Annotated in this window: 15 protein-coding genes; 8 read left to right on the forward strand and 7 right to left on the reverse strand. The window is 60.4% G+C overall.

Translation table 11 applies throughout. The annotated features are described in order from the left end of the window. Positions 1–268 precede the first annotated feature (268 nt). Together NKJ06_RS00280 and NKJ06_RS00285 are read left to right on the forward strand one after the other, a co-directional pair. Positions 269–1,780, forward strand: a complete 1,512-nt coding sequence (locus tag NKJ06_RS00280) for a leucyl aminopeptidase (protein ID WP_352627314.1) — start codon at positions 269–271, stop codon at positions 1,778–1,780. 28 nt (positions 1,781–1,808) lie between these two features. Then, positions 1,809–2,258, forward strand: a complete 450-nt coding sequence (locus tag NKJ06_RS00285; protein ID WP_352627040.1) for a DNA polymerase III subunit chi — start codon at positions 1,809–1,811, stop codon at positions 2,256–2,258. A 128-nt stretch (positions 2,259–2,386) separates the two neighbouring features. Here NKJ06_RS00285 and NKJ06_RS00290 read toward each other — a convergent pair whose 3' ends face one another. Then, positions 2,387–2,905 (reverse strand): DUF995 domain-containing protein, encoded by a 519-nt coding sequence (locus tag NKJ06_RS00290; protein WP_352627042.1) that lies wholly within the window; start codon positions 2,903–2,905, stop codon positions 2,387–2,389. 131 nt (positions 2,906–3,036) lie between these two features. Next, positions 3,037–3,960 (reverse strand): glycoside hydrolase family 26 protein, encoded by a 924-nt coding sequence (locus tag NKJ06_RS00295; RefSeq protein WP_352627044.1) that lies wholly within the window; start codon positions 3,958–3,960, stop codon positions 3,037–3,039. A 608-nt stretch (positions 3,961–4,568) separates the two neighbouring features. On the opposite strand from NKJ06_RS00295, the gene NKJ06_RS00300 reads away from it, so the two are divergent. Beyond that, positions 4,569–6,449 (forward strand): glycosyltransferase family 2 protein, encoded by a 1,881-nt coding sequence (locus tag NKJ06_RS00300; protein ID WP_352627046.1) that lies wholly within the window; start codon positions 4,569–4,571, stop codon positions 6,447–6,449. A 291-nt stretch (positions 6,450–6,740) separates the two neighbouring features. Next, positions 6,741–7,148 carry a hypothetical protein gene (locus NKJ06_RS00305; protein WP_352627048.1) on the forward strand — a complete coding sequence of 136 codons (408 nt, stop codon included), beginning with the start codon at positions 6,741–6,743 and terminating at the stop codon, positions 7,146–7,148. A 206-nt stretch (positions 7,149–7,354) separates the two neighbouring features. Here NKJ06_RS00305 and NKJ06_RS00310 read toward each other — a convergent pair whose 3' ends face one another. The 3 genes from NKJ06_RS00310 to NKJ06_RS00320 all read right to left on the reverse strand — a co-directional run bounded on the left by NKJ06_RS00310 (position 7,355) and on the right by NKJ06_RS00320 (position 11,147). Further along, complete coding sequence (locus NKJ06_RS00310) at positions 7,355–8,359, reverse strand: glycosyltransferase family 2 protein (protein ID WP_352627316.1); 1,005 nt, start codon at positions 8,357–8,359, stop codon at positions 7,355–7,357. A gap of 44 nt (positions 8,360–8,403) precedes the next feature. Then, positions 8,404–9,330, reverse strand: coding sequence for a lysylphosphatidylglycerol synthase transmembrane domain-containing protein (locus NKJ06_RS00315; RefSeq protein ID WP_352627049.1), 927 nt, complete (start codon positions 9,328–9,330; stop codon positions 8,404–8,406). 191 nt (positions 9,331–9,521) lie between these two features. After that, complete coding sequence (locus NKJ06_RS00320) at positions 9,522–11,147, reverse strand: ArnT family glycosyltransferase (RefSeq protein ID WP_352808497.1); 1,626 nt, start codon at positions 11,145–11,147, stop codon at positions 9,522–9,524. Positions 11,148–11,251: 104 nt separating this feature from the next. Here NKJ06_RS00320 and NKJ06_RS00325 point away from each other — a divergent pair, with 104 nt between their 5' ends. Continuing rightward, entirely contained in the window at positions 11,252–11,980 is a 729-nt protein-coding gene (locus tag NKJ06_RS00325; RefSeq protein WP_352627052.1) for a DUF995 domain-containing protein, read from the forward strand. Positions 11,981–12,328: 348 nt separating this feature from the next. Beyond that, positions 12,329–12,754, forward strand: a complete 426-nt coding sequence (locus NKJ06_RS00330; protein WP_352627054.1) for a hypothetical protein — start codon at positions 12,329–12,331, stop codon at positions 12,752–12,754. Position 12,755: 1 nt separating this feature from the next. Here the strand turns inward: NKJ06_RS00330 and galE are convergent, their stop codons facing one another. Continuing rightward, positions 12,756–13,787: a UDP-glucose 4-epimerase GalE gene (gene galE / locus NKJ06_RS00335; protein ID WP_352627056.1), complete on the reverse strand. Its 1,032-nt coding sequence runs from the start codon at positions 13,785–13,787 to the stop codon at positions 12,756–12,758. Beyond that, positions 13,784–14,821 (reverse strand): UDP-glucuronic acid decarboxylase family protein, encoded by a 1,038-nt coding sequence (locus tag NKJ06_RS00340; protein ID WP_352627318.1) that lies wholly within the window; start codon positions 14,819–14,821, stop codon positions 13,784–13,786. The genes galE and NKJ06_RS00340 overlap by 4 nt, the downstream gene beginning before the upstream one ends. A 1,120-nt stretch (positions 14,822–15,941) precedes the next feature. On the opposite strand from NKJ06_RS00340, the gene NKJ06_RS00345 reads away from it, so the two are divergent. Both NKJ06_RS00345 and NKJ06_RS00350 read left to right on the forward strand, forming a co-directional pair. Beyond that, the gene (locus tag NKJ06_RS00345; RefSeq protein ID WP_352627057.1) at positions 15,942–16,547 is read left to right on the forward strand and encodes a hypothetical protein; all 606 of its coding nucleotides are present in this window, start codon (positions 15,942–15,944) and stop codon (positions 16,545–16,547) included. A gap of 62 nt (positions 16,548–16,609) precedes the next feature. Beyond that, positions 16,610–17,464, forward strand: a complete 855-nt coding sequence (locus NKJ06_RS00350) for a 23S rRNA (adenine(2030)-N(6))-methyltransferase RlmJ (RefSeq protein ID WP_352627058.1) — start codon at positions 16,610–16,612, stop codon at positions 17,462–17,464. Positions 17,465–17,516 lie beyond the last annotated feature (52 nt).

Consider the following 17,516-nt stretch of genomic DNA (forward strand, 5'->3'; position numbering starts at 1 on the left):
GAGGCTCGATCCGGTTCCCGTCCCAGGTCACCCGCCCCGGCGGGCCGGAGTGTCGGCGGGAATGGATAAGAAAGGGAGAACATCGATGGTTAACAACAGGTTGCGGCAAAAAGCGGGGCCGTGCCGCGAAGAATCATTATCGATTCCGTAGGTCATATGGGATGTGAATTCGGCAAAGTCTTGCCAAATGCCCGAAAACGACCAAATGTCGCGCATCGCTTCGAACCGCTTTCCCCAAAAGCTGCGCATTCCCTGAAAGCAGGACATGATGAATCAAAGACCGTCGATCGCCTTCGCCAAATTCTCCGCACCCCAGACCGCGTCGAACAAGAAGGGCACAGTCTTCGTGCTCTCGGCGGATGAGGGCGGCCTGAGCGACGCAGCCAAGGCTTGCGATCCCGGCAAGACACTGGAGCGGGCCTTTCCGGTGGCCGAGTTCACGGGCAAGTTCGCCAGCGTCGTGGAAGTTCTGGCGCCACAGGGAGCGTCGCTCGACAGGCTTGTGGCGATAGGCGCCGGCAAGGTGTCGAGATTGGATGATTATGCGTGGCTGAAACTTGGCGGCACCATTGCCGCGTCGCTGCGCAAGGCGACCGACGTGGCTGTGGTGCTCGATCTCGCCGGCGCGTCGCCAACTGGCAAGGATGCGGCAAGCCTTGCGGCGGGCATTCTCCTGCGCAGCTATTCCTTCGACAAATACAAGACCAGGAAGGACAAGGACGACGGCAAGGCCGAGCCGAAAAAGCCGGTCAAGGTGACCATCCAAACCGCCGATCCGGCCGCGGCGAAAAAGGCCTTCACCGATGCCGAGGCGGTGATCGACGGCGTCCTTCTGGCGCGCGACCTCGTCAACGAACCGGCAAACGTGCTCGGGCCGGTCGAGTTCGCCGCCCGCGCCAAGGAACTCGAGGCGCTCGGCGTCAAGGTCGAGATCCTGGCCGAGAAGGAAATGAAGAAGCTCGGCATGGGCTCGCTGCTCGGTGTCGCACAGGGCTCGCCGCGCGGCGCCCGCATGGCGATCATGCAGTGGAATGGCGGCAAGCCAAAGGACAGTCCGGTTGCCTTCGTCGGCAAGGGCGTCACTTTCGACACCGGCGGCAATTCGATCAAGCCGGCCTCCGGCATGGAGGACATGAAGGGCGACATGGGCGGTGCCGCCGCGGTCACCGGGCTGATGCATGCGCTGGCCGCGCGCAAAGCGAAGGCCAATGTCGTCGGCATCATCGGTCTGGTTGAAAATGCCGTCGATGGCCATGCCCAGCGCCCCGGCGACATTGTCACCTCTATGTCGGGCCAGACCATCGAGGTGCTCAACACCGATGCCGAGGGCCGCCTCGTGCTGGCCGATGCGCTGTGGTACTGCAACGACCGCTTCCAGCCGAAATTCATGGTCAATCTGGCAACGCTGACCGGCGCCATCATGGTGGCGCTCGGCCAGCACTATGCCGGCTTGTTTTCCAACAACGACGAACTGGCCGAAAGGCTGGCGGCGGCGGGGCAGGTGACACAGGAGCGCCTGTGGCGCATGCCGCTTGGCGCCGAATATGACAAGCTGATCGATTCCAAGAACGCCGACATGAAAAACATCGGCGGCCGCTATGGCGGCGCCATCATCGCCGCGCAGTTCCTGCAGCGCTTCGTCAAGGAGACGCCTTGGGCGCATCTCGACATTGCCGGCACGGCGATGGGTTCGCCGTCGAACGAGATCAGCCAGTCCTGGAGTTCCGGTTTCGGCGTCAGGTTGCTCGACCGGCTGGTGCGCGACAATTATGAGCAGTAAGCGGATTCAATCACTATAGACTGAAGCGATGGCCGACGTCCTGTTCTACCACCTGACCGAATCGACGCTTGAGGATGCGCTGCCAGGCCTCCTGGAGCGCAGCGTCGATCGTGGCTGGCGTGCCGTGGTGCAGACCGGCACCGAGGAACGACGTGATGCGCTCGATCAGCATCTCTGGACCTTCCGTGACGATTCGTTCCTCGCCCACGCAACCGATCGTGAGGCACATCCCGGCGAACAGCCGATCTTGTTGACCACCGGCGACGGCAATCCCAACCAGGCCAAAATAAGGTTCCTCGTCGACGGCGCGGCGCCGCCCGACCTTGGCGGCTACGAGCGTGCGGTGTTCCTGTTCGACGGCCACGATGCCGCCCAGGTCGAAGCGGCGCGGGGACACTGGAAGGTGATGAAGGACGCCGGCCATGCCGTCACCTACTGGCAGCAGACGCCAGACCGCCGCTGGGAGCGCAAGGCCTAATACATGTCGCCCAAAAGCGACCTCGGTTTCGCGAGAACGGCATGCATAAAAACAAGGACCTAAAGCAGGTCGCCTGAACCGTTCAGTCGGCCCGCTTTAGACCAGTGGCTTCTCGCAGAAGACAGTATCTACTGCTTTGCCTTGATCCGGTTCATTTTCCTGGTGACGTAGTCGCCGTATTTCAATTTCATCGACTCGTCCGACCGGTTGCGATGCGAACTCCTGAAAACGTACCACTCGCCGTCAGGGGATTTACGCTTGTAGATCACCTTGCCTGCCTGGCGATGCTCGAAGCAGGTCATCGAGCCCTTCACACCCCAGGAGCCGTGCCACTGCGCGCGGTAGCACAGCTTGCCGCCTCCGGGGATGAACCACATGCCATCGCCATAGCCCGATTTGCCTTTGTCGTGGGTCCAGGCGTCGAACTGCCGCTGTTTGACGGCAAAGAATCCGGCGCCCTTCTTGGCCCACAGCCACGTATGGTTCTGATAGATCTGGTAGACGCCTTCGTCAGGAACCGCGGCGGCCTTTTGTGCCTGCTCGGCGATTTTCGTCGCCGCCTTGGCTGTCGTAGGGATCTGGAAGGCAAGAATAAGAACGGAGCAGGCGAATGCCGCTCCGAGACAATTTCCCAGTATTCGTTTCACGAAAGTCCTCCACAGACTGATTTATGCCATGCCTCAACCACCTTCCCGAACCGCTGGTTCGGGAAGATCACGATCAAACAGGGAGATGGAGATCCATCCCGATCGCGCCGGGATGGATCGGCACGATGCGTCTACGGCAGGACGTGCTGGGTTACCCTCCAGTCGGGCAGACCGTAGCCATCCAGCCACGGCCACACTTCCTTCTGGTTGAAGTAGACGACCGAAGTCAGCGCCGGGAACTCCGCATAGGATTTGCGGGTATCTTCCTGCCACTTCGACACATAATCCTGCTTTCCGACATAGCCGAGTTCCGCCACCACGATCGGCTTGTTGAATCCTGCGACGCGGTCATAGCCGGGCTTCAGCATCTCGGCGAACGTACGGTCACGACCGGCCTCGGTATTGTCCCTTTTCTGCAGACCAAACACCGACAGGCCGATGACATCGACGTAGTCGTCACCAGGATAGTATTTTTCCAAACCCTCTTCGCCTTTGGGTGACCACATGTACTTGGCGGCCGGCGCGGCTTTCCGGCAAAGATCAACTTCGCGCTTATAGGCGGAGATCCAGTCCTTGGGAGCCCAGTTGGCCCAGGTGAAGCGGCCGTTGTTGTCCTCCATTTCCTGTGCCCAGCGAATGGTCACCGGGCTCTTCATCTGTCCCACTAGGTCGCAGATCGCCTGCATGTTGGCGTCATATTTGCCGCTCAGTATACCGTCGCGCAATTCGGGCGGGGTGATGCGCCAGTCCTTCGACCACGTCCACGGCTCAATCGTGATCAGCAGCGAACGGCCGCGTTGCAGCGCATAGACGTCGGCCAGTGGCAGCGTCGCCAGATCGACGTCCTCCCAGGGTAGGAACAGCTCTTCGATGCTGGCACTCTTGTCGGCGCTGAAGTCCCCATAAGGATCATAGGATCCGAATGCCGAGGCGGCGCTGCTCGTCTGAACGGGGTCCGTCGCGGCTACGGAGCCGGCGACGCCTGCAGTGGGGAACGCGGCGCTCCCGCCCAATACCAGCGCGATTGCAAGTGCCTTTGCTGCGGAGTGTTTCATGTTGATCTCCCATGGCCTCAACTTCTTGCGGAAGTTAAGGCTTCGCCCGTGCGCATCGATGCTTGTTCGACACGACTACCCAAAAACCGATCGGCCCTGTTGGCGGAATCTGCGGGATTTCGGAGCGACCATTGGCGGATGTGCGAACCTTCGCACAGAGCCTACCCAAAATTGTCTCTCAAGGCCCCGACATAGGGGGCGGTCGAGAGTAAGTTCGCCGCGATACTCACAAATTCGCGTCAATATCCCGATATATCATCCCTAGCTAATTTAAGAGCCGGACAGGGCCAAGAGTCAAGTGCAATTAACGGTTGCTTAACCTTAACACGCGCGACATGGTTAACGCTGCTGTCAAGTCGGTCTTACCGCACGGCCTTTGGCCCATCGACGAATTCTCCGGCGCTTAAAAATTGATCGCCAGTCCTGCGTTGGTGAGTTGCGACCGTTCCACGGAATTGTCTCCTTGGTGTTAGGTTAACCAGTTCTCAAGAAGCCTAATTAACAAATTCCTAATTTAGTTGACTCTCTAAGAAGGCGTGAGCAGATTCTACGGCCGGGTAGGCTTGTCAGCCGTCGTTCGGCTGATGCTAGGGTGCGGCGGTACGTGTATGAGTGTTTCCGCGGACGGAAGGATCATCAGCGGTAAGACCAGGCCGACACGGCGGCATGGAGCGGCTCTGGGCAAGGCGGCGGAGAAGGCTCCTTTTTTGGTACCCGTCCTGTCGGCCACCCAGCAGCGGATCTGGAGGCTGGGACTTGCTTGCTGGTCAGTCACCTTCGGATTTTTCTGGTTCTGGTGGCTGCAGCCCGAGCACCTCGAACACGTCTTTCCATACATGTTGGCAACGCTCACGCTCGTATGGCTGACGTTCATGCCGATGTATTTTCTCTTGAACGTGCATGCGATGAAAAAGCCGTCCGGGCTTCACACGATCCCGAAGCATTCGCGTGTCGCGATGGTGGTGACCAAGGCTCCGTCAGAGCCGTTTTCCGTGGTTGCGCGAACCCTCGAGGCAATGCTGGCGCAGGACTATCCGCATGATACCTGGCTGGCCGACGAGGATCCCTCCGAGGAAACGGTTGCCTGGTGCGATGCCCGAAACGTCATGATTTCGACGCGGCGCGGGCGGGAAGATTATCACCGCAAGGTGTGGCCTCGCCGGACGCGCTGCAAGGAGGGGAATCTGGCGTTCTTCTATGACCACTATGGTTATGAATGCTATCATTTCGTCGCGCAGATGGATGCGGACCACGTCCCGACACCAACCTATCTCAGGGAAATCCTGGCCGCCTTTGCCGACCCGGCAGTTGGCTATGTGTCGGCACCGAGCATTTGCGACAACAATGCCTCCGAAAGCTGGTCGGCGCGCGGCCGGCTGTTTCCGGAAGGGATGTTCCACGGACCCTTGCAGTCCGGCCACACGGGCGACGGAACGCCACTCTGCATCGGCTCGCACTATGCTGTGCGAACCGCCGCGCTCAAGCAAGTCGGCGGCCTTGGTCCGGAACTGGCCGAAGATCACTCGACGTCCATGCTGTTCATTGCGGCTGGATGGCGCGGCGTGCATGCGATAGACGCCATTGCCCATGGCGACGGCCCGCAAACCTTTGCCGATCTTGTCACGCAGGAATTCCAGTGGTCGCGGAGCCTGATGACGATCATGCTCGAATACTCACCCACATACCTCTCCAAGGTATCGCCACGGCTGAGATTCCAGTTCCTGTTTCGCCAGCTCTGGTATCCGCTTTTCGCCGTATTTTCACTTCTCATGTACGTCATGCCGATATACGCGCTTCTTACGGGGCAGAACTTCGCCAATGTGACATATGTTGACTTCCTTTTGTACTATGCGCCGAACTCGATTTCGCTGATTGTGCTGGTGATGTTGTTGAAGTCCTTCAGCCTGTCGCGCCCGCTCGCCGCCAAGACGATCAGTTGGGAAGGAACGCTGTTCTCGTTCTTCGCGCGTTGGCCGTGGGTGCTGGCGGGCACGCTGTCGTCAATCCGTGATTATCTGACCAAGTCGTTCGTCGATTTTCGTGTTACCCCTAAGGGCAGTGGTCCGAAAAACCTGCTGCCTGCCCGCGTCATTGTTCCCTATGTGGCGCTTGCAATCGGAGATTCGCTGCCGGTCCTTCTTGTAGACCGCGCCTCGGACGCCACCGGCTTCTACTGGTTCGCTGCCTTCAATGCGTTCGTCTACGGGTTGCTTGTGGTCGTGATCATCACCAGGCACGTCGTGGAGAACAGAATTTCGTTGCGGCGCAATGTCGCGAAACTCGCCTTGCAGGCTTCGCTCGCCGGTGTCGCGCTCTCCGTCCCTGGCGCTGCGTTCTATGACCGCGGCCTGGAAGGCATATACGGGCTCCAGCAGGGTGCGGGCGGTGTGCGCATCGTCAGCGTGGCCTATCCAGTTTCTGGAGCCGGCCGTGGCGGCATCGGAACCCGCACATTCCATTTTGACCCCGGCTGGGATCCGCCACGCTGACGCCGAGAGGCGTCCGTGCGCAAACAGCTCCCTGAACCGCATTTGCCTTGATGGCCGGGCGGCAACCTGTGGCAGAGCCAGGCACGATCCCAAAAGATCAAATTTTAATAATATCCGATCGAGTGCCGAAAGGCCGCGCTCATCATGTCGTTTGCATGATCTTTAATAAGTCTCCCCTAATATACAATCCATGATGTGAGTGGCGATAGGCTACTCGCGTGGCGCGGAAAGCAAACAAGAGCAAATAGATCTCCGCGCTCCAGCAGCTTATATTCGTGGCAGGGGATGGCGATGAAAAAAAATATGGAAAGCGGGGCGAGGATCGGCAAGAAATATGCCTGTGCATTTGCCGCTGTTGCACTGATCTCGATGGTGTCCGGATGCCAGAGCATGGATGCGACCAGGACCAGTTCGATCGGCACAAAGTCGGCGGTTCATACGCTCGGCAAGAAGGTGCACTACGTCAAGAACAAGCGGCTGCATCCGATCAACCGCCAACCGCTCACACAGACGACCAGCGTGACGCGCACGAGGCAGGAGGCCTATGCGGCCTTCGTGCGGCCGCAGCGTATCGGCAGGCCGGCGCCGGTGAAAGTCTCCTACCGCCTGGGCAATGGCGGCCCGTTCCTGGGTCATTCGCCTTGGATTTGCGGCCCGAGCGGTTTCGGCCAGCGCGCCAGCTGCCGTTCGCGTTACTAACCAAAAGTGGCGGCGCGATTTGACTGAAGAGTCGGCCGCTCTGGTCTTCGCCGGGGGGCGAGAGTCGAGGGCAAGAGGTTGGCGCAGGCGTTGCGCCTTACCTCTTGCCCTCCGACCGCCATTCTAGAAGTCGCTGACAGATGTGGCTGCCAATAAAGCGGCGGCTCCGGTCACCACAATCGGCATGGAACTCCAGGGCGTTCCGATCAGGTCAATGGCCGGGTGGGGCGGTGCCAGCCGTTATTGCCACCGGAAGCCGGCCGCGGCCGCGCGACATAGGCCGATGCTCCGTTCGCCTCGTGATAGACGCGTGCCAGCATTTCCGCCAGCACGCCCGACGTCACCATTTGCACCCCGGCGATGAGCAGGAAGAAGCCGGTGAACAGCATCGGGCGTGTTCCGATGTCTTCCGCGAAAAGCAGCTTCAGGCAAAGCAGGTAGACAAGGATCAGCGAACCCAGCGCGCCAAGCACAATGCCGATGCCACCGAAAAAATGCCCGGGCCGTGTGCGGTAGCGCATGAAGAAATACATGAACACCAGATCGAGCACGACCCTGAAGGTGCGCGAAATGCCGTATTTGGACTGGCCGTGGATGCGGGCATGATGCGTCACCACCTCCTGCGCGATGCGTCTGGGGGTGGTCACCGTGGCTAGCCAGGCCGGGATGAAGCGGTGCATCTCGCCATAGAGCTTGACGCTGCGGATGACGTTGCCGCGATAGACCTTGAGACTGCAGCCATAGTCCTTGAGGCGCACGCCGGTGACGCGCGCGATCAGCGCGTTGGCGATACGCGAGGGCAGTCTGCGCATGAAAAAACCTTCCTGGCGGTCCTTGCGCCAGCCGACCACCAGGTCGAGATCCTCGCTCAGCAGGCGATAGACCATGCGCGGGATGTCGAAGGGATCATTTTGCAGGTCGCCGTCGATCGTGGCGATGACGTCGCCGCGCGCCGCGTCGATGCCGGCCTGCATCGCGGCGGTCTGCTTGTAGTTACGCACCAGCTCGACCGCATGCACGTGCGGGCCGTAATGCGCTGCCAGGCGCCTGATCTCGCTCACCGTCGCGTCGGTGCTGCCGTCATCGACCAGCACGACCTCCCACGGCTGGTCGTAGCCTTCCATCGCCTGGTGAATCCGTGCCAGCAGCGGCTCGACGTTCTCGGCCTCGTTGTACATGGGTACGACGATGGACAGCGTATGGTCCGGCATCACCGCGCCGTCAGGCAGTCCCGAAGCAGGGATGGGCAATACGTTCATTGGGATGGCTTCCTTGCAGGTCCGACAGCCGGGTTCCCGGGCAGCGTCGATTTCGAGGGAAACAGCCAGGCGATCGCGCCCGTGGCGATAGCCGAGCAGAAGATGAACAGGTGCAGCGCCAGCGCCGCCTGCAGGCCGTCCTTCATCGCGATTCCGGAAGTGAGCAGCGCTGCCGCCGCTCCCGCTTCATAGGTGCCGAAGCCGGCGACGCCTTGCACCGGCAGTATGGCGGCGCCTTCGGCCCCGACGACGCCTGGAAAGGCGGTTGAAAAGGATGTCCCCAGCAGCATTGCCAGCAGCCATCCCTGTACGGCGAGCTTCAGCGACCAGTTGGCGATCGTCCACCACCAGCCGTAGCGCGAGCGCCCGGTCGCTTCGGTGAACACATCGCGCAGCTTGCCGAGCTTCGCCACGATCTTGCCGCGGCCGGCCCAGTCATGCGGCGCGCGCGCCCAGCGCGGCAGGTACCAGGCGGCGGCGATCAAGGCAGCCACGCCAGCGATCCTTATCGCCGGATGCAGGCCCGGCCACACTGCCAGGGCCAGCACGCCGACGACGAAGGCATCCTGCAGCCTGAACCACAGCAGCGAGGCGCTGGCGCGCATGATCGGTACGCCGAAGACCTGGCGCAGGAGCAAGGGAAAGGCCGTCTCGCCGCCGCGGAACGGGACGACGTTGATCATTGCATTGTGGATCAGGATGACGCGCAGGCAGGCGCCGAAACGGCCATGCACTTCGTCGCGGAACTCGTCGCAGACGCGCAGAGTACGCAAGACATAGGTGACGAAAAACGCGATCGTTGCCACCGCGAACGTGCCGGGCGTGATGCGGTCGAAGGCGTCGCCGACCATCCGCCAGCGCGAGTCGCTGGCCAGCCAGGCCAGCAAAGCCAGCGTCATGACTATCGAGATTGCTCTTTTCAACCAATTCTCCGCCGGTTTCCACCGCCGAGTTCCAGCGGCAGCATCACGTGGCGCCCGAATATCCCTGGCGTCATCGCGGATCGGTTCGCCTGGCCCACCGCCTTGCCGGCCTTCCGCGGGCGAATGCGGAGCCGCTGAACCGTCGGGACCATATCCTGTCCGAGGCCCGCGGCCCCAGACTGTCGCGGCTCTCATGGGCGGGTGATCCTATAGACCAGCAAATCATCCGAATCCACAAGCTTGGTGCCGGTCTTGTCCAGATAGTCAATGACCCCGTCATGGTGCTCGACGAACAACCGATCCTGCCGGTCGGCGGCGTTCTTGGCCGTGCCGAACAGGTCTGCGCCTCGCGCGCGCAACTCCTCGAGCTGCGCGATCGCGGTGGCGTCGTCCGCGACGAACTTCGACCATTCAGCATCGCCTCCGCCAGGCGGGAACACCCAGCCGCGCGCTCTGCTGTAGTAGACGGCGACGGGATCGCCGACCTCGGGCGCGATAGCGACGACGAGGTCGCCCGGGCGCGCCAACCGCGCCAATTCCTCGCCAAGCAGCTTGCCGTTCATGGCGATCGGCGTCTTCATTGTCCTGACGAGGGGAAAGGTCGACCACACGAGTGTGACGGCCGCGATGCAGATCGAGCGCAGCACGACCGCCGGCGACAGGACGGTTCCCGATGTAAGCGTTGCCAGGAGAAGCGCGCCGCGGCCGCAGAACATCGCGAACGGCACATGGAAGATGTGGTAGTTCCAGGGATTGCTGGTGATCTCGCGGGCCGCCGCCAGATAAACGACCATGGCCGCAGCCAGCCAAACATAGGGAATGGCCGAAAGGGTGCGTTGCTGGTCTTCGGCGGGTCTGGGCGGCATCCAGAAGCCGACCGCGATCAGCACCATGAACGGATAGCCGTAGAACCACCAGACGGAGGTGTTCCATACGGATTTGAAGTAGAAGCTGTTCCTGAAGAATGTCCAGAAGCCGGAATCCCAGATATAGCCGCTGCCCGCGACATGAAACGGCGGATAGCTGCGGCCGAGATAGATCGCCCAGCTGAAATAGGCGCCGATGATGGCCATGCTCAAAAGCCCCGACAGGAAGACCCTTTTCGCCTGCTTCCGCTTCCTTTCCAGAATCCAGCAGACCATCAGGTAGAAGATGACGGCGCCAGCGGCGAGGCCCGGCGGCTTTGCGAGCACGCCGAGCGAGAAGCTGACCGTGGCGAGCGGCAACAGCCAGCCGCTGCCGCCGGCCCAGTATTTCGCGAAAAGCCAGACGCCGAGCGTCACCAGGGCCAGCATCGAGGGGTCGGGAAGAAACGAGCTGTCGATCATGATCGCCGCCGGCATCAGCGCGTAGGCAAGTGCCGCGGCGTGGGCGTGCGTCTCGCCCCAGAACAGTGCCGTTAGTCTGTGCAGCGAAAACACCGTCAGCAGGCCGAAGAAGGCCGCAACCATGCGGCCGAACCAGTCGTGCCAGCCGAAGAGTTGGTAGAGCAGGGCGGTCAGATAGCTGACGATCTGGAACTCGCGGCCCTGATAACTTGGCCCGGGCCCGGTCCAGCTGACTTCGGGGAAGAAGATATTCCAACTGCGCTGCTGAAAATTGTCGGCCATCATTGCCGTGCTTGTTTCGCGCCAGCTGAAGGCGTCAACCAGCGGCAAGGTTATGTTGTGGAACCTGAACACCACCGCAATGAACAGGATCCCCAGCAAGATTGCCTTGTTGGGGCTCAGGTAGTTGCGAGCAGCCCTGTCCCGGTCGGCCGACTGCCGCAGGTATTGCTGAACTTCGGCCTGATTCAATTCCGGGTCGTCCGTCATTTGAAACCGCGTCCTCTCTGACATCAGCGGATGTTGCTTTTGCGCGCGGTTGTCAAAGGTGCGGGAGTATACGACGCAATCCTTAATTTTGACGACAGCGGGCTATGCGTGTCTCGAATAGTTGCTGTCCGTCGGCTTCGCGAACGTTGACATCGCGGTTCTCCCGGCTGTTAAATAGTTCGCATGGCTGTCGCGCCGATAGCGCTGCCTTGGGTCAAACAGACAGGAGAACGCCAATTGTGCCGATAGCTCCGACCAGGTCGCCGCCGCCAGGTGTCGACCGTCGGCGACACAAGGAACGTCGTCGGCTCGCAAGTTGCACGCGATTTCTGTTTCTCCTGGCTCTCTGCGGCCAGACGGCCCTTGCGGGAACGGCGCACGCGGCTGCCGCCAAGGACAGCGCACCTGCGCAAGCAGATAGCGCAATCGTTCCAACTGCCTACGAGCTGCAGCTTCTGTATGCCGACCGCACATGGGTATGGAAAAACGGAGCGGCCTATTTCGCAAAGGGCAATCGACACCTCGAGGCCTGGACGTCCGGGCAGGATATGGCATCTTTCGCGGCGGGCAGATGGCTGGTCACCAAGGACGGCAAGGTGTGCATGGAGCTCGCCTGGCGGTCGAAGGGCTACACCGGCAAGCAAAATCGCACCTGCTACAGCCACCGGATCCAGGGCGGGAACATCGAGAAACGCAAGGATCCGGATGGGGAATGGTACAGTTTCAAGCGATCTCCCGAGGATCTTTCCGACGAACACCGGAAATTCGAAACAGGCAACACAAAGGGCGCGCAGTTCGAAGAGGCCCGCAAGCTGGTCGATTCCAAGAATTAGGTCATGTTTCAGCTGCGCAGGAGCGCGACGTGACTCGCCCGCTTCCCGACCCATCCAGACGGCTGGTGCCAGGGGTGCCTGTCAAGAAACTAGCGAATCGCTTATGGTGAAGCATCAAGCGGTTCGGCTAGAGCGGTCGGCGCGCCGCCCGCCGATTGATCGCATTCAATTACACCTGACAAAACGACGAGACGATGGGCCCACCATACGGTTTTCATAAAATTTAATAATTAGTGATGTCTAATGTTCATGCGTGATGTGCGAGTGGTTGCTCATGCGGCGTGAAAGCGACGAAGGCATCGTATGTCGCAAACGCGCCCTTGGCTTATACTTGGTGATAAGGGACACATGATGAACAATGACGCAATGGGCGCATTTCGCCCAAGCAAAAATATCGTATCTATTGTTGCGGCTGTAGCGATGAGCTCTATGGTTGCAGGCTGTCAGAGTATGGATACGACCGAAACCAATTCGGTCCTCATCAAGCCTGTGGTCCACGCGGTCCGCAGTCAGCCTGCAGTCCAGCCGGCCCAAGCAAGATTCTTGGTGCGTTCGCTCAGGGCTGAGCCTCAGATCCTGATGACAAGCACGATACGGACCACTGAAAGAGATTTCGCTTTTGCATCGCCGCAGCGGATCAAAGTCCGCACGCCGGCGCCGGTGAAAGTCTCTTTCAATCCGGGCGATGGCGGCACATTCCTGGGCGGTTCGCCTTATATCTGCAGCCCTAGCGGGTTTGGCCAACGCGCGAGCTGCCGCCCCCGCTATCTCTGATCTACCGAGAGGCGGCTGACGCTGCCGCCTTGATTGGCGGCAGCGTCATCGGCTTTGTCTCCAGTCCAAAAAACGGGGCAGCCGTTCTGACAATCGTGTCGATGTCGGAGAGCTCCGGCACGAAGCCAAGCTGTTCGCGTGCGCTTCCCGGATCGGCGTAGAGCTCCGCCGGATCTCCCGGGCGCCGGCTCCTGAAGACGGCCGGAACCGATCTTGACGTCATTCGGGCGACCGCCTGGACAATCTCCTTGATAGACACGCCCCGCCCTGTGCCGAGGTTGACCGCCAGGCTTTGTCCGCCGCGCTCGAGATGTATGAGGGCCTTCAGATGGGCGCGGGCCAGATCGCTGACATGGATATAATCGCGTACGCAGGTGCCGTCCGACGTGTCGTAGTCCGTGCCAAAAACCTCGATCTCGTCGATGATGCCCGATGCGGCCATGAGCACCCTGGGAACCAGGTGCGTTTCCGGCGAATGCCACTCACCAAGTTCGCCGTCGGGATCGGCGCCACAAGCGTTGAAATAGCGCAGGATCGCGAATTTCATTCCGTATGCGGACGCATAGTCGCCGATGATCTGTTCGCCCATCAGCTTTGTGCGCCCGTAAGGGCTGATCGGATTTTGCGCGGAGGTCTCGCGAACGGGCAACGCTTCGGGCACGCCGTAGGTTGCGCAGCTGCTGGAGAAGATGAAGTTCTCGATTGAGTTCGCACGCGCCGCATCGAGCACCGCGATGGTGCCTGTCACATTGGTCGAATAATATTCTGCCGGCTGGTGAACGGACTCTCCGACATAGGCCAGTGCCGCAAAGTGGATGACCGCGGTCGGCCGATGCGTCTTCATCGCCGCCTGCAGCGCATTCTGGTTGCGGATATCGCCGACGACAAGCGGACCCCAGGCGACGGATTTCTGATTGCCGCGGCTTAGATTGTCGAAAACCACAGGTAAATAGCCGGCGGCGGCCAGCAGCTTGCAAGTGTGGCTGCCGATGAAGCCGGCTCCCCCCGTCACCAGGATTGCCGGTCGGGTCATGAAGCCGCGGCTCCTTTGGCCATACGGCTTCCGTAGAGCAGGGTGTCAAAATACTCGACGGTACGCGCGAGCCCCTGGCGCAGGCTGACTTTCGGCTCCCAGCCGAGATTGGTCCTGGCAAAGGAAATGTCCGGCTTGCGCTGTCTGGGATCGTCGATCGGCAGTGGCCGATGCACGATCTTCGATCGGGCGTTGGTGTAATCAATGACCAGTGTCGCCAGTTCCATGATGGTGAATTCGGCGGGGTTGCCTAGGTTGACCGGATGCGCCGGCGCACTTGGCGCATTCATCAGCCGGACAAAGCCCTCGATCAGGTCGTCGGCATAGCAGAAGGAACGCGTCTGCAGGCCGTGGCCATAGACGGTCAGGTCCTTGCCCTGCAGCGCCTGGACGATGAAGTTCGAAACCACGCGCCCGTCATCGGGTTGCATGCGGCGGCCGTAGGTGTTGAAAACGCGGGCGACGCGGATATCGAGGCCATAGGTTCTCGAATAATCGAAGAACAGGGTTTCGGCCGAGCGCTTGCCCTCATCGTAGCAGGACCGCGGTCCGTGCGTATTGACGTTGCCGAAGTAGCTCTCGGGCTGCGGGTGCACAAAGGGATCGCCATAGACTTCGGACGTCGAGGCTTGGAATATCTTGGCATTGTTCTGACGGGCGAGCTCCAGAAGGTTCAGCGAACCCAGCACGCTTGTCTTGAAGGTATGGATCGGGTCTGCCTGGTAGTGCGGCGGAGAGGCTGGGCAGGCGAGATTGTAGATCTCATCGCACTGAAGGCCCGAAGGCAGTGCATCGACGATATCGTGCTCGATGCACGTGAATCTCGGATTACGCAGAAGGGCATTGAGATTGTATCTCTTGCCGGTGTGGAAATTGTCCAGCGCGACGACGTCGTATCCGTCCCGCAAAAGGCGTTCGCACAGATGCGATCCTAAAAATCCCGCACCTCCGGCGACCAGGGCGCGGCTTCGGTTTTGGTTGGCGCCGCTTTGACTGCCGGATTCCAGTTTCAGAACCTTGACAAGCTTACTCATGCTTTCCCCACACGCATCGCACACGCTACCGCCCGACCGGACAAAGCATAGCCCGGCCACGTTCATGAGAACGCGGCAAACCCTCCGCATCTGCGGAATCGCCATCGCCATCGTTGATGTGCGTTAATTGTTCTTTGGGGTTCGCGAAGCTGGTGCTGCTACACGATCTACGTGCTACCGCCCAGCATTCTCTGTGCCCCGAATCGCGATCACACGTCTGGTGCCATCATCGTCGATTGCTCGCCCAAATTGCACATCCCAACGCATCGAAAATATACCTGTGGAAATCATAGTCAACTAAATTAGCAATTCCTTAACAATATCTGTTTGCGAATGGTTAACCATAAGGCCGGTGTCGGCTTCCCGGGGCTGGGCTATGGCCGTCCTAGGGCCGATCCTCGTTTTGGATCAGCGTATTGGCCCGGTCGCTGAAAAATATACAGTCGGACGCGGCGAGCTGCTCTCAAGGCAGAATCAAAGCCTGGCAGCGAGGAGCGCCAAGAACGAGCCAGTGGCGCAATTCAGGACGCGACCGGGGGAAATGTTCAGCCGAACAATGGAATTTGACGATCTGGGCGGAAGTCAAATTTTCAGAGTGCAATGAGGGTGTTGCCAAAAGCCGCTCGGATTTCAAATATAAATATCATGGTGTGAATATTTATCCGGCATGAATTGGTATACTGCAAAAGAATAGCGGCCGGCTAGCATCGATAGAAAGCCAGAGCCAAGGATTTGTAAACAAATTTGTTTACAATAGCCGATTTTGATTTTGGTATCTTTTCGTGGTGCTGCTCAAGATCCTTGTGCATCAAGGCCTCTCATTCGCGAGGCACAAGTCAATGATCCCATTTCGTCGGAAAGCGCGCAGGCGCGTTCTTTTCAGGGTGGAATACCGGTCATTTTAGCAATGGCTTTTGAGCGCATAGGTAGAACCGTGCCTGCATTGTTGCGCGGCCACGCCGCCAATCGGTTGCTCCTGCACTGCGGAAGACACCTTGCCGCCTTGCTCAAGGCGCGCTAGCCGCGAAAGCCCTGGAAGCCGGATGCAGCTGCAACTGGCCATCGCCTTTTGACCGTCGGGGCGCTATTGGCAAGGTCACGATACCCTGTGGTGATGTGAATGCGCTTTCTGTTTGTCCTGATCCTCCTTGCCGGCACCGGCATCGGTGTCATCTACCCCTGGGCGATGAACAATTTCTCCGGCCATGAGATCGGCACCTGGCGGGTCTATGAACAGGGTCGCTTCAAGCCGCTGACGGTGCCGCTCGGCAGCCGCGACGCGCCGGTGCGGGTGCTGGTCGACCTGACCGCAAGAGCCGAGCGCATCGTTTCGCAGCAGCGCACCGTGCTGACGCTGACCGCCGCCAGCAGTGGCCGCACCGTGCTCGCCTCGACGCTCCAGTTCAATCATTCCGACAATCCGCGCCAGGCCAGCCCTCAGCTGCCAGACAAGATCTTTCGCGACGAGGCGGGCGTGATCGAGACCGTCAGCCCAGGCCCCTATATCTTCACCGTTGGACCGGGTGATGCCGACGACATACCGATGCGAGCGGTCGATCTCATCCTGCGCTCCGGTGTCCGCGAGATCGACAGCCGTGCGCGGCCGGCCGGCTTCTCGCTGATGGCGATCGGCTTGATCGGGTTCTTGCTGACTTTTCGTACTCGTGGCGGCCGGCCGGAAAATCCGAACTCGCAGCCGCCTCCGCCGCGCTGGGGCAGGGGCTGATGCATGTCGCCCAAAAGTGTGCAGCGGTTTCGGGACAACGATATGCATGACGGCACCGAACCATGAATTACCGCCACGCCTATCACGCCGGAAATTTTGCCGACGTCGTCAAGCATGTCGTGCTGACGCGATTGCTCGAGTATCTGAAGCAGAAGGACAAGGCGTTTCGGGTCATCGACACCCATGCAGGCATCGGCCGCTACGATCTGTCGTCGGTCGAAGCGCAGAAGACCGGTGAGTGGCAAGGCGGCATCGGCAGGCTGATCGATGCCCAGTTTGCCGCGCCGGTGGCGGCACTGCTTGCGCCTTATCTGGAGACGGTACGGTCGCTCAACCCCGAGGGCGGCATCCAGAAATATCCGGGCTCGCCGCTGATCGCGCGCCATCTCATGCGCAAGCAGGACCGGCTGACGGCGATCGAGCTGCACCCCAAGGATGTCGCGAAGCTTAGGACGCACTTTGCCGGTGATTTCCAGGCCCGGATCATCGAGCTCGATGGCTGGTTGGCGCTTGGCGCGCATCTGCCGCCGAAGGAAAAGCGCGGCCTGGTTCTCATCGATCCGCCATTCGAGGAGCCGGGTGAGTTCGAGCGCCTCGTCGACGGGCTCATGAGGGCGCACAAGCGGTGGCCCGGCGGCATCTATGCGCTGTGGTATCCGATCAAGGACCGCAAAGCGATCATCGCCTTCCGAAAGGCGCTGAAGCAATCCGGCATCCCGAAGCTGCTCGACATAGAATTCGAGATCAGGCCGGCTTCTTCGGAACCCAGCCTCGACGGCAGCGGCCTGCTGTTGGTCAACCCGCCTTTCACGCTGGAGGGCGAACTGCGGATCCTGCTGCCGGCTTTGCACAGACTGCTTGCCGTGGAAAAGCCGGCGCACTGGTCGCTGGAATGGCTGGCCGGCGAGCAGGTTTGACGGGGGAGGACGTTTCGGCTCTCGCCGTTCGGCGCCAGGCGCGAAAAGCCGG

This window comes from Mesorhizobium sp. M0293 (genome assembly GCF_040321735.1).
GTDB lineage: Bacteria > Pseudomonadota > Alphaproteobacteria > Rhizobiales > Rhizobiaceae > Mesorhizobium.

Excerpts from the sequence above, each read along its gene's own strand:
- NKJ06_RS00280 (WP_352627314.1), top strand. The coding sequence starts at position 269 with ATGAATCAAAGACCGTCGATCGCCTTCGCCAAATTCTCCGCACCCCAG.
- NKJ06_RS00285 (WP_352627040.1), top strand. The coding sequence starts at position 1,809 with ATGGCCGACGTCCTGTTCTACCACCTGACCGAATCGACGCTTGAGGAT.
- NKJ06_RS00295 (WP_352627044.1), bottom strand. The coding sequence starts at position 3,960 with ATGAAACACTCCGCAGCAAAGGCACTTGCAATCGCGCTGGTATTGGGC.
- NKJ06_RS00300 (WP_352627046.1), top strand. The coding sequence starts at position 4,569 with ATGAGTGTTTCCGCGGACGGAAGGATCATCAGCGGTAAGACCAGGCCG.
- NKJ06_RS00305 (WP_352627048.1), top strand. The coding sequence starts at position 6,741 with ATGAAAAAAAATATGGAAAGCGGGGCGAGGATCGGCAAGAAATATGCC.
- NKJ06_RS00310 (WP_352627316.1), bottom strand. The coding sequence starts at position 8,359 with ATGCCGGACCATACGCTGTCCATCGTCGTACCCATGTACAACGAGGCC.
- NKJ06_RS00320 (WP_352808497.1), bottom strand. The coding sequence starts at position 11,147 with ATGACGGACGACCCGGAATTGAATCAGGCCGAAGTTCAGCAATACCTG.
- NKJ06_RS00325 (WP_352627052.1), top strand. The coding sequence starts at position 11,252 with ATGCGTGTCTCGAATAGTTGCTGTCCGTCGGCTTCGCGAACGTTGACA.
- NKJ06_RS00330 (WP_352627054.1), top strand. The coding sequence starts at position 12,329 with ATGATGAACAATGACGCAATGGGCGCATTTCGCCCAAGCAAAAATATC.
- galE (WP_352627056.1), bottom strand. The coding sequence starts at position 13,787 with ATGACCCGACCGGCAATCCTGGTGACGGGGGGAGCCGGCTTCATCGGC.
- NKJ06_RS00340 (WP_352627318.1), bottom strand. The coding sequence starts at position 14,821 with ATGAGTAAGCTTGTCAAGGTTCTGAAACTGGAATCCGGCAGTCAAAGC.
- NKJ06_RS00345 (WP_352627057.1), top strand. The coding sequence starts at position 15,942 with ATGCGCTTTCTGTTTGTCCTGATCCTCCTTGCCGGCACCGGCATCGGT.
- NKJ06_RS00350 (WP_352627058.1), top strand. The coding sequence starts at position 16,610 with ATGAATTACCGCCACGCCTATCACGCCGGAAATTTTGCCGACGTCGTC.